Origin of the sequence: Pseudarthrobacter sp. NPDC058196 (genome assembly GCF_042882685.1) — a bacterium.
Lineage (GTDB): Bacteria > Actinomycetota > Actinomycetes > Actinomycetales > Micrococcaceae > Arthrobacter.
Window position 1 is genome coordinate 17,389 of record NZ_JBHVVN010000001.1, and the last position, 15,343, is coordinate 32,731.

At 68.0% G+C, this 15,343-nt stretch carries 14 protein-coding genes and 1 tRNA gene; 9 read left to right on the plus strand and 6 right to left on the minus strand.

Annotated features, from left to right (window positions below; all coding sequences use genetic code 11):
- The first annotated feature begins 40 nt into the window (after nucleotides 1-40).
- The gene (locus tag ACFVVC_RS00105) at nucleotides 41-958 is read left to right on the plus strand and encodes an aldose 1-epimerase family protein (protein WP_387447752.1); all 918 of its coding nucleotides are present in this window, start codon (nucleotides 41-43) and stop codon (nucleotides 956-958) included.
- On the opposite strand, the gene ACFVVC_RS00110 is transcribed toward ACFVVC_RS00105, so the two are convergent.
- Entirely contained in the window at nucleotides 955-1,731 is a 777-nt protein-coding gene (locus tag ACFVVC_RS00110; protein WP_387447754.1) for an alpha/beta hydrolase, read from the minus strand. The genes ACFVVC_RS00105 and ACFVVC_RS00110 overlap by 4 nt on opposite strands.
- Complete coding sequence (locus tag ACFVVC_RS00115; RefSeq protein WP_387447756.1) at nucleotides 1,728-2,810, minus strand: LacI family DNA-binding transcriptional regulator; 1,083 nt, start codon at nucleotides 2,808-2,810, stop codon at nucleotides 1,728-1,730. Before ACFVVC_RS00115 ends, ACFVVC_RS00110 begins: the two co-directional genes overlap by 4 nt.
- 172 nt (nucleotides 2,811-2,982) lie before the next feature.
- Between ACFVVC_RS00115 and ACFVVC_RS00120 the strand changes: the two genes are divergently transcribed.
- The 3 genes from ACFVVC_RS00120 to ACFVVC_RS00130 are packed head-to-tail and all read left to right on the plus strand — an operon-like array spanning nucleotide 2,983 to nucleotide 6,202.
- Nucleotides 2,983-4,152, plus strand: coding sequence for a Gfo/Idh/MocA family protein (locus tag ACFVVC_RS00120; protein ID WP_387447757.1), 1,170 nt, complete (start codon nucleotides 2,983-2,985; stop codon nucleotides 4,150-4,152).
- Nucleotides 4,152-5,366, plus strand: a complete 1,215-nt coding sequence (locus ACFVVC_RS00125; RefSeq protein WP_387447759.1) for a dihydrodipicolinate synthase family protein — start codon at nucleotides 4,152-4,154, stop codon at nucleotides 5,364-5,366. Before ACFVVC_RS00120 ends, ACFVVC_RS00125 begins: the two co-directional genes overlap by 1 nt.
- Complete coding sequence (locus ACFVVC_RS00130) at nucleotides 5,363-6,202, plus strand: sugar phosphate isomerase/epimerase family protein (protein WP_387447761.1); 840 nt, start codon at nucleotides 5,363-5,365, stop codon at nucleotides 6,200-6,202. Before ACFVVC_RS00125 ends, ACFVVC_RS00130 begins: the two co-directional genes overlap by 4 nt.
- 118 nt (nucleotides 6,203-6,320) lie before the next feature.
- Here the strand turns inward: ACFVVC_RS00130 and xylB are convergent, their stop codons facing one another.
- Nucleotides 6,321-7,739: a xylulokinase gene (gene xylB, locus ACFVVC_RS00135; RefSeq protein ID WP_387447763.1), complete on the minus strand. Its 1,419-nt coding sequence runs from the start codon at nucleotides 7,737-7,739 to the stop codon at nucleotides 6,321-6,323.
- A 3-nt stretch (nucleotides 7,740-7,742) separates the two neighbouring features.
- Nucleotides 7,743-8,930, minus strand: a complete 1,188-nt coding sequence (gene xylA, locus ACFVVC_RS00140; protein WP_387447765.1) for a xylose isomerase — start codon at nucleotides 8,928-8,930, stop codon at nucleotides 7,743-7,745.
- A 143-nt stretch (nucleotides 8,931-9,073) separates the two neighbouring features.
- Between xylA and ACFVVC_RS00145 the strand changes: the two genes are divergently transcribed.
- Nucleotides 9,074-10,300, plus strand: a complete 1,227-nt coding sequence (locus ACFVVC_RS00145; RefSeq protein WP_387447766.1) for an ROK family protein — start codon at nucleotides 9,074-9,076, stop codon at nucleotides 10,298-10,300.
- Nucleotides 10,301-10,351: 51 nt separating this feature from the next.
- Here the strand turns inward: ACFVVC_RS00145 and ACFVVC_RS00150 are convergent.
- Nucleotides 10,352-10,424 (minus strand) — tRNA-Arg (locus ACFVVC_RS00150).
- A gap of 206 nt (nucleotides 10,425-10,630) precedes the next feature.
- Between ACFVVC_RS00150 and ACFVVC_RS00155 the strand changes: the two genes are divergently transcribed.
- The 3 genes from ACFVVC_RS00155 (at nucleotide 10,631) to ettA (ending at nucleotide 13,598) form a co-directional block, all read left to right on the plus strand.
- Nucleotides 10,631-11,185, plus strand: a complete 555-nt coding sequence (locus tag ACFVVC_RS00155; protein WP_387447768.1) for a single-stranded DNA-binding protein — start codon at nucleotides 10,631-10,633, stop codon at nucleotides 11,183-11,185.
- Nucleotides 11,186-11,297: 112 nt separating this feature from the next.
- Complete coding sequence (locus tag ACFVVC_RS00160; protein ID WP_387447770.1) at nucleotides 11,298-11,855, plus strand: DUF6993 domain-containing protein; 558 nt, start codon at nucleotides 11,298-11,300, stop codon at nucleotides 11,853-11,855.
- 60 nt (nucleotides 11,856-11,915) lie between these two features.
- The gene (gene ettA / locus ACFVVC_RS00165; protein WP_018761593.1) at nucleotides 11,916-13,598 is read left to right on the plus strand and encodes an energy-dependent translational throttle protein EttA; all 1,683 of its coding nucleotides are present in this window, start codon (nucleotides 11,916-11,918) and stop codon (nucleotides 13,596-13,598) included.
- An 85-nt stretch (nucleotides 13,599-13,683) separates the two neighbouring features.
- On the opposite strand, the gene ACFVVC_RS00170 is transcribed toward ettA, so the two are convergent.
- Nucleotides 13,684-14,619 carry an acyl-CoA thioesterase gene (locus ACFVVC_RS00170; protein WP_387447772.1) on the minus strand — a complete coding sequence of 312 codons (936 nt, stop codon included), beginning with the start codon at nucleotides 14,617-14,619 and terminating at the stop codon, nucleotides 13,684-13,686.
- Between the two features lie 64 nt (nucleotides 14,620-14,683).
- Between ACFVVC_RS00170 and ACFVVC_RS00175 the strand changes: the two genes are divergently transcribed.
- Complete coding sequence (locus tag ACFVVC_RS00175) at nucleotides 14,684-15,343, plus strand: hypothetical protein (protein ID WP_387447774.1); 660 nt, start codon at nucleotides 14,684-14,686, stop codon at nucleotides 15,341-15,343.

The following is a 15,343-nucleotide window of genomic DNA, read 5'->3' on the forward strand; positions in this document are numbered from 1 at the left end:
ATGCTGTTTAGCGCTAACAACATTGATCGTGGAGGATGCCATGCCCGGAACCGGAACCGAAGTCCGCATCGCCCACGGACCCTACACCGCCGTCGTGACCTCCCGCGGCGGTGCACTCCGGGAACTGGGGTGCGGGGACCGGAACCTGGTGGTGGGCTTTGGGTCGGAGGGCGGGGTTCCGGACTACCGGGGCGTGATCTGCGCTCCCTGGCCCAACCGGCTCGCTGACGGAGCCTATTCGTACGGCGGCGAGTCTTATGCTGCCGCCATCAATGAGCCGGAGCGCGGGTCGGCCCTGCATGGGCTGGCCATCCACCAGGCCTGGGACGTCCTGGAGGCATCGGCGGACCGGGCAGTGCTCGGCTGCCGTGTTCCCGCGGGGCCGGAATACCCGGGCAGCCTGGAGCTCACGGTCGCCTATTCCCTCTCCGGTGATGGCCTCCGCGGTACGGTCACCGCCGTCAACACCGGTACCCGGGCCGCACCCTATGGGGTGTGCCCCCATCCCTACCTTGTAGCCGGCGCTGCTCCGCTGGATGACTGGTCCCTTGAACTTCCGGCAGACGCCTACCTTGAGGTCACCCCGGACCGGCTGCTCCCGGTGGCCATGCGGCAGGTGGAGCAGGATGACTTCGACTTCCGTCTCCCGCGCAAACTGGGACCAGTCAAGATCGACCACGCTTTTACCGGGATCTCCCGCGATGCTGCCGGGCTGGCGCGCGTCCGCGTACTGGATCCGTCGGGAAACGGCGTGGAGCTGGAATGGGGGCCGGAGTGGCCTTGGGTCCAGGTGCATACGGGGGACAAGCCTGTGGGTCCGGACCGGCTGGGCCTGGCGGTTGAGCCCATGACCTGTCCGCCGGACGCCTTCAATTCCGGAACAGACCTAATCCACCTCGAACCGGGCGGGTCCCACTCGGCGAGCTGGACCATCCGCGCAGTGGACCGGCGGGACTAAAAGGGGCCGGCTGCTGCGGCCCGGGCGGTTGCGGCCGTGGCCTCCGCCCAGCCGGCACGAACCAGCCAGGACGCACACAAGGACGTCCACTGTCCGGGGCCTGGGTCCGCGGCTGCCAGTCCGAGTCCATGCCGCCCCTCCGGGAAGACGTGCAGTTCGGCGGGAACGCCGGCGGCGATCAGCGCCTTGGCGTAGTTCAGGCTGTTGGCCACCGGGACAGCTTCGTCGTCTGCGGTGTGCCAGAGGAAAGCCGGCGGAGTCCGGGCCGTCACGTTCAGGTCCGCGGAGAGGCCGGTAAGGAGGTCCGACGGCGGCACCTCGCCCAGGAGGTTGTCCACCGACCCCTGATGCGTGTCCTGGATCAGGGACACCACCGGGTAGCAAAGGACCGAGAGGTCCGGGACGGCGGCGGCCACGTCGAGGTCCCGGTTGCCGCTGGCTGCTGCGGTGGCCAGCGTGGCCGCCAGATGACCGCCGGCCGAGAATCCCAGGACGCCCACACGCTCGTGGTCCACGGCAAGGCCGTGCGGTCCGCTCCGGATGTAGAGCATGGCCTCTTTGGCGTCTTCAAGGGGCGCCGGGTGGCGGTCCGGGGCCACCCGGTAACGCAGGACGAAAGCGTGGATACCCAGCGATGCGAGCCATTCCGCAACCGGCTCCGCCTCGTGGTCCGCCTGGTGCGCATAACCGCCGCCTGGCAGGACAAGGATGGCCGGGCGCGTGCCCGCGGCTTCAGTGCAGGCCGGAACCGCGGTGATCCTTCGCGGCATCATACGGCGGCGGCCTCGGTGCTGCGCCGCAGCGCGACCTCGCCGGTAACGGCTTCGTCAGGCGCCGCTTCCTGGTCCTGGCCGGCCGGGCGGGGGCGGGTGGCCCTGGTGGCCAGCCGGCCTATATCTTCGAGCGGCAGGCGGACGGTGGACAGGGCCGGCCGGAAGTCCCGCAGCGTCTCGATGTCGTCGAAACCCGCGATTGACGCGTCGCGGGGAATCCGCAGCCCCTCGGACCGGAGGGCTGCTGCGGCGCCGATCGCCATCACGTCGTTGACCGCGAAAATGCAAAGCTTAGGCGCGGCGGGGTTCCCGGCGGCGGCCGCCTTGATTCGTGCGGCCAGTTGCAGGCCTGCCTCGTAGCCGCCCGAACGGTTGAAGGCGCTCCTGAGCACCTCTGCCGGCCGGTGTCCGGCGCGTGCCAGGCCTTCCTGGAAACCCCGGACCCGGTCATCGGAGGTATACAGGCCTTCGGGCCCGCCAATAATGACGAAGTCGCCGTCCCAGCCGGCGGCAAGCTCGGTGGCCAGCCGGCCGGCAAGTTCCTGGTTGGGGACTTCGACGACGTGGTAGCCCTCCAATGCGGTGGCACCCACCACGGGATGCCCCACCACTGCCACCCTGCCGCCGTTGCGGCAATACCGGTCCAGCTCGGCCGCCAGCTGTGCGTTGCCCTCCTGGTCCTCCGCGCGGCAGGAGCGGGAGCCGGCGATCACGATGGAGTCGGCACGGCGGGCGGCGAAGGCAGCCACTGCTTCCTTTTCTTCCGCGGGGCCGCCGCCTGTCGTGGCAAGGAGCACCATCTTCCGCTGTTCCCGGGCGGCGTCCTGCACGCCGCGGGCAATGGCGGCGAAGTACGGGTCGGCGATGTCGTGGACAATCAGGCCGATCAGGCCCGAGCTGGATTTGGCAAGGCCCTGGGCCTGTGCGTTGGGGATGTACCCCAGTGAGTCCGCCGCCTGGCGGACGCGCTCGGCAATGTCCTTGCCGGGGGTCCGGGCCGAGCCGTTCAGCACGCGGGACGCCGTGGCAGGCGAGACGCCGGCCAGGCGGGCAACCTCGGTAAGGGTACTAGCAGCCACAGCATCTCCTGGTGGTCGGGGCGGCCTCAAAAGGCTAAGGACATTATGACAGTTCAAACTACTTCCGGAAAGCGCTTGCCAAGCGAAACGGCGCGGTGCATCATGGAAACAGAGGGAATGCGCTTTCCCAATTCGTCTTGAGTACACCTTGCTCACTCACCGTGGAGGACACATGGGCTTCGAAACTAAAACGATCCGTATTGCCATGAACGGCATCACCGGCCGCATGGGCTACCGCCAGCACCTGCTGCGGTCCATCCTGCCCATCCGCGACGCCGGCGGCTTCACGCTGGAAGACGGCACCCGGGTCCAGGTTGAGCCCATCCTGGTGGGCCGCAACGAAGCCAAGATCCGCGAGCTGGCGGAAAAGCACAAGGTGTCCGAGTGGACCACGGACCTCGACGCCGTGATCAATGACCCCACGGTGGACGTCGTCTTCGATGCCTCCATGACCAGCCTGCGGGCCGCGACGCTGAAGAAGGCCATGCTGGCGGGCAAGCACATCTTCACGGAAAAGCCGACGGCAGAAACCCTCGAGGAGGCCATTGAACTGGCCCGCATCGGCAAGGAAGCCGGCGTCACGGCGGGCGTTGTGCACGACAAGCTGTACCTCCCGGGCCTGGTCAAGCTCCGCCGGCTGGTGGATGAACGCTTCTTCGGCCGGATCCTGTCCATCCGCGGCGAGTTCGGCTACTGGGTCTTCGAAGGCGACATCCAGGCGGCCCAGCGCCCGTCCTGGAATTACCGCAAGGAAGACGGCGGCGGAATGACCACCGACATGTTCTGCCACTGGAACTATGTTCTTGAAGGCATCATCGGCAAGGTCAAGAGCGTCAATGCCAAGACCGCCACCCATATCCCGGCGCGCTGGGACGAAGCGGGCAAGGAGTACACGGCCACCGCCGACGACGCGTCCTACGGCATTTTCGAGCTCGTTACCCCGGCCGGCGACGAGGTCGTAGGCCAGATCAACTCCTCCTGGGCTGTCCGGGTATACCGCGACGAACTGGTGGAATTCCAGGTGGACGGCACCCATGGCTCGGCCGTCGCCGGCCTGAACAAGTGCGTCGCCCAACAGCGCGCCCACACTCCCAAGCCCGTCTGGAACCCGGACCTTCCGGTTACCGAATCATTCCGCGACCAGTGGCAGGAAGTGCCCGCCAACGCCGACCTGGACAACGGCTTCAAGCTGCAGTGGGAGGAATTCCTCCGCGACGTCGTCGCCGGCCGCGAACACCGCTTCGGCCTGCTCTCCGCCGCCCGGGGCGTCCAGCTCGCCGAGCTGGGCCTGCAGTCAAACGACGAACGCCGCACCATCGACATCCCGGAGATCACCCTCTGATGACTTCCCTCATCCTTCCCTCCGAAGACGGCGGCACCCGGGAGTACCGGCTCCAGGGCGGCGCCACGTGGGGCCGTCCCACGGCGCCCTTGACGGCACGCCGGGCGTACGCCGCCGCGCACGTCATCCCCGAAGTGCTCGCCGACAACACCCCGGGTGCCCCCGCGCGGCTTGACTGGGACGCCACCATGGCGTACCGCCACGAGCTGTGGTCCTACGGCCTCGGTGTGGCCGACGCCATGGATACCGCCCAGCGGGGCATGGGCCTGGACTGGTCCGCCACCCAGCAGCTCATCAAGCGGACAGGGGTGGAAGCTGCCGCCGTGGTCTCGGCCGGCAATGCGGCCACCGCCGGGAAGTCCGTCCGGGACCTCGTCTCCTGCGGTGCCGGCACCGACCAGCTGGACATCGACGCGCTGCCCTCCGGCGAGGCCGGCATCAAGGCCGTCCTTGAGGCCTACCGCGAGCAGATCGCCGTCGTCACAGAGGCCGGGCCCAAGGTCATCCTCATGGCCTCCCGCGCCCTGGCGAAGGTGGCACGTGGCCCCGAGGACTACCTGTCGGTCTACTCCACCCTGCTGCAGGAAGCGGACCAGCCGGTCATCCTGCACTGGCTGGGCACCATGTTCGATCCCGCCCTCGCCGGATACTGGGGATCGGACGACGTTGCCACGGCCACCCAAACGTTCCTGGGCCTCATCAAGGACAATGCCGCCAAGGTGGACGGGGTGAAGGTCTCGCTGCTCGATGCCGGCCACGAGGTTGCCCTGCGGGCGGCCCTGCCCGAAGGCGTCCGGCTCTACACCGGCGACGACTTCAACTACCCGGAACTCATCGACGGCGACGGCAGGCACCACTCCGACGCCCTGCTGGGAATCTTCGCGGCAATCTACCCCGCCGCTTCGGTTGCCCTGCAGAACTACGACGCAGGCAACGCCGCCAAGGCCCGCGAAATCCTCGACTCCACCCGGGAACTGGGCAAGCACATCTTCAGCGCCCCCACGTTCTACTACAAGACGGGCATCGCGTTCATGTCCTGGCTCAACGGCAAGCAGCCCGGCTTCCAGATGGTGGGCGGCCTGCATTCCGGCCGCTCCGTCTGCCACCTGGCCAGGACCTTCGAGCTCGCGGACCAGGCCGGACTGCTGAAAGACCCCGCGCTGGCGGCCTTCCGGATGTCCGACTACCTGCGCATCAACGGGGTGGGAGTATGAGCGACTTCGCGCGCCTGTCCATCAACAGCGCCACCACCAAGAAGTGGACGCTCGCCCAGGTCGTGGAGGGGTGCGTCAACGCCGGCATACCCTCAATCGGCCCCTGGCGGGACCGGGTGGAGGAAGCCGGCCTGGACAAGGCGGCCCGCCTGATCAAGGACGCCGGCCTGCGCGTTTCCTCGCTGTGCCGCGGCGGGTTCCTCACCGCGGCGGACGCCGACGGCCAAGCGGCTGCGCTCGCGGACAACCGCGCAGCGATCCTTGAAGCCGTGGCCCTGGACACCCGGGAACTCTTCCTGGTGGTCGGCGGCCTGGCGCCGGGGGAGAAGGACGTCGTGGCGGCGCGTCAACGCGTTGCCGACCGGCTCGCCGACCTGGTCCCGTTCGCCGCGGAGCACGGCGTCCGCCTGGTCCTGGAGCCGCTGCACCCGATGTATGCAGCCGACCGTGCCCTGATCTCCACCTTGGGGCAGGCGCTGGACCTCGCCGCGCCGTTCGATGCCTCAACGGTGGGCGTCGCCGTGGACACCTTCCATGTCTGGTGGGATCCGGAACTGAAGGCGCAGATCGGGCGCGCGGGCCGGGAGAACCGCCTCGCTTCCTACCAGGTGTGCGACTTCAATATGCCCATCGCCGCGGACCCGCTGCTGTCCCGCGGGTACATGGGCGACGGTGTGGTGGACTTCGCCACGATCGGCACCTGGGTGCGGGATGCCGGCTACACCGGCGACATCGAGGTGGAGATCTTCAACCAGGAGATTTGGGACACGGACGGCAATACCGTCCTGGCCAAGGTCAAGGAGCGGTACGCGGAGCTCGTCCTCCCGTTCGCCTGACCGGATACAGACCGCGGGCTCCTGCCGACGTTTTCCGAAAGCCGGAGCCTGCGCCCCATATGGAAGGACCCGGACCGCCGCAGGGCGGTCCGGGCCCTTCGTGGTTTCGCGGACCGTCCTAGGCGTACGCCAAGGCGAGCCGGCGGTACCGGGCCAGCACGCCGGCGTCGTCCGTTCCCCCGGGGAGGTCGACGGCGTCCGCGGACCAGGCGGGGAAATGACCGGTGAGTGCGGCGGCGGCTTGGCGGGCCGCTCCGTCCGCGACATACTCGCCCGGGCGGGGAACCGTGACACGGGTTCCCAGCAGGCTCGCTGCGACGTCCTGGACGGCGCCGGACTGGGCGCCGCCGCCCACGAGGAGGATCCGCCGCGCGGCCACGCCCTGGTCCTGCAGCGCGGCCAGGCCGTCGGCCAGGGAACAGACCACGCCTTCGACGGCGGCGCGCGCCAGGTTGGCGGGGGTGTAGTTGGTCCGCGTGATGCCGTGCAGGGTGCCGGTGGCGTCCGGCAGGTTGGGCGTCCGTTCCCCATCGAAGTACGGGACCAGCGTCAGCCCTCCGGCGCCTGGTTCAGCGGACAGCGCCAGCCTGTTGAACTCCGCCAGGTCCACACCCAGCAGGGCGGCGGTGGCATCGAAAACGCGCGTGGCGTTCAACGTGCACACCAGCGGAAGGTAGTTCCCTGCAGCATCGGCGAACCCGGCCACCAGTCCCGATGCATCTGCCGGCGCCGTGTCCGAGACGGCAAATACCGTTCCCGAGGTGCCCAGGGACATGACGACGTCGCCCAGTTCCGCTCCGGCGCCCAGTGCGGCGGCCGCGTTGTCCCCGGCACCTGCTCCAAGCACGGCGCCTGCGGGGGTGCGGCCCGCCTGCTCCAGTGGCCCGAGGACCTTGGGGAGGGTTGGGACGTGTCCCAGCGCGGATGCCAGGACGTCCGGCAGGTACCTGCCCTCCGCCGTCGAGTAGTACCCGGTGCCCGAGGCATCAGAGCGGTCCGTTGCCAGTGCGGCCAGGCCCGCCGCGCCGCTGCCCGGCCCGTAACCGGCGAGCCGCCAGGTCAGCCAGTCGTGCGGGAGGCATACGGCAGCAACCTTGGCGGCGTTGTCCGGTTCGTTCGCCGCAAGCCAGCGCAGCTTGGTCACTGTCAATGAGGCCACGGGGACGGTGCCGGTGGCGCCGGCCCAGTACCGGGCGCCGGCAACGGGGTCTCCGTTGCCGGCGCCGTTGATGAGTTCCACCGCTGCCCCGGCGCTGCGGGTGTCGTTCCACAGCAGTGCCGGGCGGACCACCTCACCGTCTGCGTCGAGGCAGACCATGCCGTGTTGCTGGCCGCCGACGGAGATGGCGGCCACGTCATCCAGGCCGCCCGCTTCGGCAACGGCTTTCTGCAGCGCCGTCCACCAGTGGTCCGGATGGATTTCGGTGCCGTCGGGGTGGCCGGAGCGGCCCTGGCGGACCAGTTCGCCGGTGTCCGCGTCGCGGATCACTACCTTGCAGGACTGGGTTGAACTGTCGATCCCTGCGACGAGTGCCATGGCCTAGCGGGCGCCCAGGAGGTGTTCGATGGCGAGCTGGTTGAGGCGGACGAACGCGAAGGAGCGCTCGGCGGCCTTGTCGGCGTCGAAGTCCTCGAAGGAGGCGGTGTCAGCGAGCAGGTCTGCGGTGCTTTCGCCGGCGTTGAGCGTGGGTTCGCCGAGTTCGAAGACGCCGGAGGCCTTGAGCGCTTCCTGGACTTCGGGGTTGGCGCGGAAGGCGAGGGCACGCTCCTTGAGCAACAGGTACATGGACATGTTGGCCTTTGCGGATTCCCAGACGCCGTCGTAGCCGTCGGTGCGGGAGGGCTTGTAGTCGAAGTGCCGGGGGCCGTCGTACTTCGGGCCGCCTCCCGGGAAGCCGTTTTCGAGCAGGTCCACCGTGAAGAAGGCGCTGGTCAGGTCGCCGTGGCCGAAGACGAGGTCCTGGTCGTACTTGATGCCGCGCTGTCCGTTGAGGTCGATGTGGAAGAGCTTGCCGGCCCAGAGCGCCTGGGCGATGCCGTGGGTGAAGTTCAGCCCGGCCATCTGCTCGTGGCCGGTCTCCGGGTTCAGGCCCACGATGTCGCCGTGTTCCAGTTGGGCGATGAAGGCCAGGCCGTGGCCGACGGTGGGCAGGAAGATATCGCCGCGGGGTTCGTTGGGCTTGGGTTCCAGTGCGATCCGCAGGTTGTAGCCCTTGTCCTTGATGTAGCCCGCGGCCGTGTCCACGCCTTCCTTCATCCGGTCCAGCGCGGCGGCAAGGTCCTTGGAGCCGTCGTATTCGCTGCCTTCGCGGCCGCCCCACATGACGAAGGTTTCGGCGCCGAGTTCCGCGGCGAGGTCGATGTTGCGCAGGACCTTGGAGAGGGCGAAGCGGCGGATGGAGCGGTCGTTCGAAGTGAAGCCGCCGTCCTTGAACACCGGGTGGCTGAACAAGTTGGTGGTGACCATCGGAACCTTCAGGCCGGTTTCTGCCAGGGCTGCGCGGAAGTTCTTGAGGATCAGCTCCCGCTCGGAGGCGCTGGCATCAAAAGGGACCAGGTCGTTGTCGTGGAACGTGATGCCATAGGCGCCCAGTTCGCTGAGCCGGTGGACTGCTTCCACGGGATCCAGGGCGGCACGGGTGGCCACGCCGAACGGGTCGGCGCCCGTCCAGCCGACGGTCCAGAGACCAAAGGTGAACTTGTCAGCGGGGGTGGGGGAGAGGGTCATGATGCGTCCTTGCAATCGTGTGCTTCGCCGGGTGCGAAACTTTAGTTTATTGCCTGAACTATATGGGCGGACGTAGGGTGGGGTCAAGGGGTCCGGCGAGCCAGATGACGGCCGGACCCATGTGCTGACGGAGGAGCTTTGTGATGGTGATGCCGGCGCCCGCGGTGGCGGGAACCGGGGGGTCGGCCCCTGGAAGCGTGGGGGACGTCCGGCGCAGCAACCTGGCCCTGGTGCTGGGAAGGATCGCCGAGTTCCCGCCGGGAGCCCATCCCAGCCGTGCCCAGCTGGCGGCCGCCACCGGCTTGACCAAAGCATCCGTGTCCAGCCTGGTGCTGGATCTCCTGGACGCCGGCATCGTCCGCGAGATCGGCTTCAATCCGCAGGGTCGCGGGCGCCCGGGTGTCGGGCTGGAACTTAACCCCGGCCGGGCAGTCATGGGGATGGAGATCAACGTGGACTACATCTCCGCTGCAGTGGTTGACCTGGCGGGAAGCGTTCTGGTCAGTGAGGTGCAGGAACGCAATAACCGCAACAGCGTGGACGGTCCCGTCATGGCAGCGCTCGCCGTTTTGGCTGCCAGGGTACGGAGTGCGGCCGGGGAACAGGGAGTCCAGGTCCTGGGCGGCGGACTCGCGGTGCCCGGCTTGGTGGACCCATCCGCCGCGCGGGTGCTCACGGCACCCAACCTGGGCTGGGCCGGTGCCGACCTTGACCTTGCCGCACTGTTGCCCGAAGCGCCGTTGGGAGTTGCCCTCTTCAACGAAGCCAACGCCGCCGCCCTGGCCGAGCTGCGGCACCGGCCGGATGGTGCATCGGATTTCCTCTTCGTCTCCGGCGAGGTGGGCGTCGGTGGCGGCCTGGTCATCGGGTCTGAACTCTTCACGGGCCCCGGTGGCCACGCCGGCGAAGTGGGCCACATCGTGGTGGACCCCGACGGTGCGCGATGCTCGTGCGGCGGGACGGGCTGCCTGGAAACCGTGGCCGGCCAGGATGCCATCTTCGAGGCGGCCGGGATCGGATCCGCGGGACATTCACGCTCGGCCGCCATGGCCGAGCTCCTCCGGGCGCTGGATGCACGGCAGCCGGGGGCGTTGGCCGCCGTCGAGCGTGCCGGGCGCTGCCTGGGCATAGCTCTCGCGTCAACGGCGCGGGTGGTCAATATTGCCTCCGTCGTCCTCGGCGGGCATTTCGCCGTCCTCGAACCATGGCTTCGCAATCCGCTGCTCGAGAGCCTGCAGAAGTATGCGCCGGGCAGGTACGCGGCCGGCCAGGTCTCGGTTTCGGCCGTGGGGGAGTCGGGAGCGCTGCTGGGTGCCGCCGGCAGTGTCATCCGGTCACTCGTCGAAGCGCCGCACAGGCTGCAGGCATAGCAAGGGTAAAAACAGAAGCGCCCCGGTCCGAAGACCGGGGCGCTGGCTGGGTGCCCCAGGAGGGAATCGAACCCCCGACCGGCGGATTAGAAGGCCGCTGCTCTATCCCCTGAGCTACTGAGGCATCGGGTTCCGGCCTGTACGCCGGCGCCTCGAAAAGTTTACCTTGCCGGAGCTGCCGGCGCTGTCATCCGGCACCCACTGCCCCTCCACAATGGCGCCTGCACCCACGTTGTCCACATACACCAACCCGCCCCTCCTTCCTTCCGCCGTCCGGCGCAATGCTGGTCATGCCTGCACAGGGCAGCACCATTGAGACAGGACGAAGAGATGAGCGAAACGATCACCATCCGGGGCTTCGTGGCCACCGAGATCACGAGTTCCACCACGCCGGGGGGAGTGGCTACGGCCTCTTTCCGCGTCGGTTCCACCAGCCGCCGTTTCGACCGGGAATCCAATACCTGGCAGGACGGCCACACCAACTGGTTCACCGTCCAGGGCTACCGCCAGCTCGCGGGAACCCTTGGATGCAGCATCAGGAAAGGCCAGCCCGTCATCGTGGTTGGCAAACTGAAGATCCGCACCTGGGAGAAGGACGGGCGCGTCTACCACTCCACCGTCATCGACGCCGACACCGTGGGGCATGACCTGTCCCTGGGCTCGGCCAACTTCATCCGGACATCGTCACGGCCGGCGCTCTCTCTCGTGGAACATCCACCGGCCTCCGATCCCGGCCCCCACGCGGGTTTGGACCAGCTCCAGGATGAGCCCGAGGACAGGGACGAACACCCGGACGATGAGGGCCATGCATCAGTGGTCATCGAGGACAGTGACGGCGCCATGGCCTCGCTTGACCTCGAAACGGGGGAGCTCGCGGAAGTCTAGGATCCACGCATCAGCCTTCAGCGCGTCCCATCAAGTCCCGGACGGGCGGAGCGGCGGCACCCCCCGGCCGCCCACCGCCCGTCCGCCAACGGGACCATGGCAGAATGGCACCATGCGGCACACCCCTTTCCACCGGCAGAACAACCGGGCCGGTGCAGCGCTGGCGTGCGCCGTCCTGGCCACACTCTTGACAGGGTGCGTTGCCGGTCCTTCATCGAACGCGCCCACCATGGACCAGTCCGGCAACCCGGCGCCCTCGGCTGCCGCCCAGGCCACGCAGGGACAGTCCGCGCGGCCCCAGGCCTCGGCAGCCGCCGGTGAAAGCAGCGACGGGGCGCTCGCGGACACCTCCGGAGCATCGTCGCCGGCCGCCGAGGCCGCAGCCACCGAGACGGTGAAGCGGACGGTCACCGACGCCCTCACCAAGTTGGCCGCCGGTGCCCCCAAACCCGCCACGGGCCAGGTAAGCGACGCCCTGACGGGTGCCGGCATTGCCCCCGGCGTGCTCCAGGTCTCGCAAAGCCGCACGCCTACCGGGCTGGAAGCGGACGCCATCGAGGCGGCGGTGCTGCAAGGCAAGGCCTGCGTGATAGGCCAGGTCCGGGAAGGGGCCGTGACCGTGACAGTACTGCCCGTCCTCGCCAGCGGGAAGTGCTTCGTAGGGTCCTGATCGAGCCGAAGGAGCCCTGCAAATGTGAGATCTGCCCGCCGACCCATTAGATTTGAGACCATGGCGGAATTTATCTACACAATGACCAAGGCCCGCAAGGCCGTTGGCGAAAAGCTCATCCTCGATGACGTAAGCATGTCCTTCTTCCCGGGCGCCAAGATTGGTGTTGTGGGCCCCAACGGTGCCGGTAAGTCCACCATCCTCAAGATCATGGCCGGGCTGGACACGCCCTCCAACGGTGAGGCCAGGCTCAGCCCCGGATACAGCGTGGGCATCCTGCTTCAGGAACCGCCGCTGAACGAGGAAAAGACCGTGCTGGGCAACGTCCAGGAAGGTGTCGGCGAGATCTACGGCAAGATCCAGCGCTTCAACGAGATCTCCGAGGAAATGGCCAACCCGGACGCCGACTACGACACCCTCCTCGAAGAAATGGGCAAACTTCAGGAAGCCATTGATGCCGCCGACGCCTGGGACCTCGATTCCCAGCTCGAGCAGGCCATGGATGCCCTCCGCTGCCCGCCGGCCGACGCGGACGTCACCAACCTTTCCGGTGGTGAGCGCCGCCGTGTGGCACTGTGCAAGCTCCTGCTGCAGAAGCCGGACCTGCTGCTCCTCGACGAGCCCACCAACCACCTGGATGCCGAAAGCGTGCTGTGGCTCGAACAGCACCTCTCGAGCTACCCGGGCGCTGTCCTCGCCGTCACCCACGACCGCTACTTCCTCGACCACGTGGCGGAATGGATCGCCGAGGTGGACCGCGGCCACCTCTACCCCTACGAGGGCAACTACTCCACCTACCTGGAGAAGAAGCGCGCCCGCCTTGAGATCCAGGGCAAGAAGGACGCCAAGCAGGCCAAGCGCCTTGCCGAGGAACTTGATTGGGTCCGCTCCAACGCCAAGGGCCGCCAGACCAAGTCGAAGGCGCGTCTGGCCCGGTACGAGGAGATGGCCGCGGAAGCCGACCGCACCCGCAAGCTTGACTTCGAAGAGATCCAGATCCCGCCGGGACCCCGCCTCGGCGGCGTGGTGCTGGAAGCCAAGAACCTGCAGAAGGGCTTCGAGGACCGGACCCTGATCGACGGGCTGTCCTTCAGCCTCCCGCGGAACGGCATCGTCGGCGTCATCGGCCCCAACGGTGTTGGCAAGACCACGCTCTTCAAGACCATCGTGGGGCTGGAACCGCTCGACGGCGGCGACCTGAAGATCGGCGAATCGGTCAAGATCTCTTACGCGGACCAGAGCCGCGGCGGCATCGACCCCAACAAGACCCTGTGGGAGGTTGTCTCCGACGGGCTGGACTTCATCCAGGTCGGCAACGTGGAGATGCCGTCCCGCGCCTACGTTGCAGCGTTCGGCTTCAAGGGCCCGGACCAGCAGAAGAAGGCCGGCGTCCTGTCCGGTGGTGAGCGGAACCGCTTGAACCTGGCCCTGACCCTGAAGCAGGGCGGCAACCTGCTGCTCCTTGACGAGCCCACAAACGACCTCGACGTCGAAACCCTCAGCAGCCTGGAGAACGCACTCCTGGAGTTCCCCGGCTGCGCCGTTGTCGTCTCCCACGACCGGTGGTTCCTTGACCGGGTCGCCACCCACATCCTCGCTTACGAAGGTGACGAGGAGAACCCGTCGAAGTGGTACTGGTTCGAGGGCAACTTCGAATCCTATGAGGAGAACAAGGTGGAGCGGCTCGGACCAGACGCGGCCAAGCCGCACCGTGTGACCCACCGCCGCCTGACCCGCGACTAAACCTCGGGCCGACACAGCGGCGTATCCACGTAAACATAAGGGCGGCACCCGTGAGGGTGCCGCCCTTATCGCGTCCAGGGATTTCCTATGACCCGGATTCGGGTGTTCCCGCCGTGTCGAGCGGGACCCGCACCATGCCCTCCTGGGCCACGGAGGCGACGTGCTGGCCTTCCCGGTTGAAGATCTTGCCGGCGGCCAGGCCGCGGGCACCCTGGGCGCTGGGCGACTCCTGGACGTAGAGCAGCCAGTCGTCCACCCGGGCGGGACGGTGCCACCACATAGCGTGGTCCAGGCTGGCAACGTTCATCCCGGGGGTGATCCAGCTCAGCCCGTGCCTCCGGAGGATTGACTCGAGCAGGGTGTAGTCGCTGGCGTAGGCCAGGGCCGCCCGGTGCAGGTTGGGGTCGTCCGGCACGGGCCCGAGGGTCTTCATCCAGACGGCGTTGCGCGCCTCGCGCGGACCGTTGGCCGAGACGTAGAGGGCAGGGTCGACATGCCGGATGTCGAAGGGCCGCTCGTACGCCCAATGCCGCGCCACGGGATGGTCGAACTTGCCCAGCAGGTCCGCAGTGCTGGGAAGCGACTCCGGATCCGGGATTCCGTCCGGCATGGCGGCAGCGTGTTCAATGCCCTCGGCTTCGACCTGGAAGGAAGCGATCATGGACAGGATCGGCACACCGTCCTGGTAGGCATGGACACGCCGGGCCGAAAACGACCTGCCGTCCCGCAACCGCTCCACACCGAACGTGATGGGCTTGTTGGCGTCGCCGGGCCGCAGGAAGTAACCGTGCATTGAATGGACCAGCCGGTCCGGATCAACCGTCCTGGTGGAGGCGACGAGCGACTGTGCCAGCACCTGTCCGCCGAAGACCCGGTGATGCGGCTGCCGTTGGGACGGGCCAAGGAAGATGTCCTCGTCCGTCCGGGCGCCTTCGAGATCGCCAAGGTCCAGCAGTTCGATCAGCGATGAGGTGGGATCGCCGCTGGTGGGCGCCAGCAGTCCGGCTTCGGCTTCAGTCATGGTCCGACTCTAGACGGCGCCCGCGGAACCACTCAACCTGCGCGCAGCCGGTAGTGTTCTTGTTGTGTCTGATCTCCTCACGTCGTCCTTCCGTTTCGCCGATCCCAGGGATCTTGCGGACCTGAAGACGTTCGCCACCCGCGCCAAAGCAATTGACGACGGCGCCATCCGGCTCCAGGCTGCCGGCTCCGTCCTGGCGGCCTATGTGTGCGTCCTGCGGCCCCGGCTGCTCGGCGAATCGACCCCCACCATCCTGGGCCTGCGCACCATGGCGCTGGCGGATCCGTCATCAACAGACGTCACGGTGCCCCTGGCGGCCGTCCTGGACCGGCTCGCCCGCGCCGGCGGGTCCGACGTCGAGCTGCCGGTTCCGCCCACCACGGTCACCGAATCCTGGACCGGGGTAGGCGCCCCGCGTGGCGGATGGGAACCGCTGGGCACCATCAGCGATGCCCGCCTGCGGGAGGCCGCCGAGTCAGGCATCGCCGAAGTGGCGGGCATTGTGCCGGACAAGCCCGGCGCCCTGATCGTTAACAATGCACGCGCTGCCGTGTGGGGACGGGAACTGGACCAGTCCGGCCTGCCGGCCGGCGCAGCCTTCGCAGCACTTGCCCTGGGGTTCCTGGCCGACGGCGACCAAGGGCTCTACCGTTCCGGCCGCTGGTTCAGGCTCAGCGGTCCGCGCGGGCACGTCCTGGCGCGCACCGGAAGCGGCCTCCTGTAA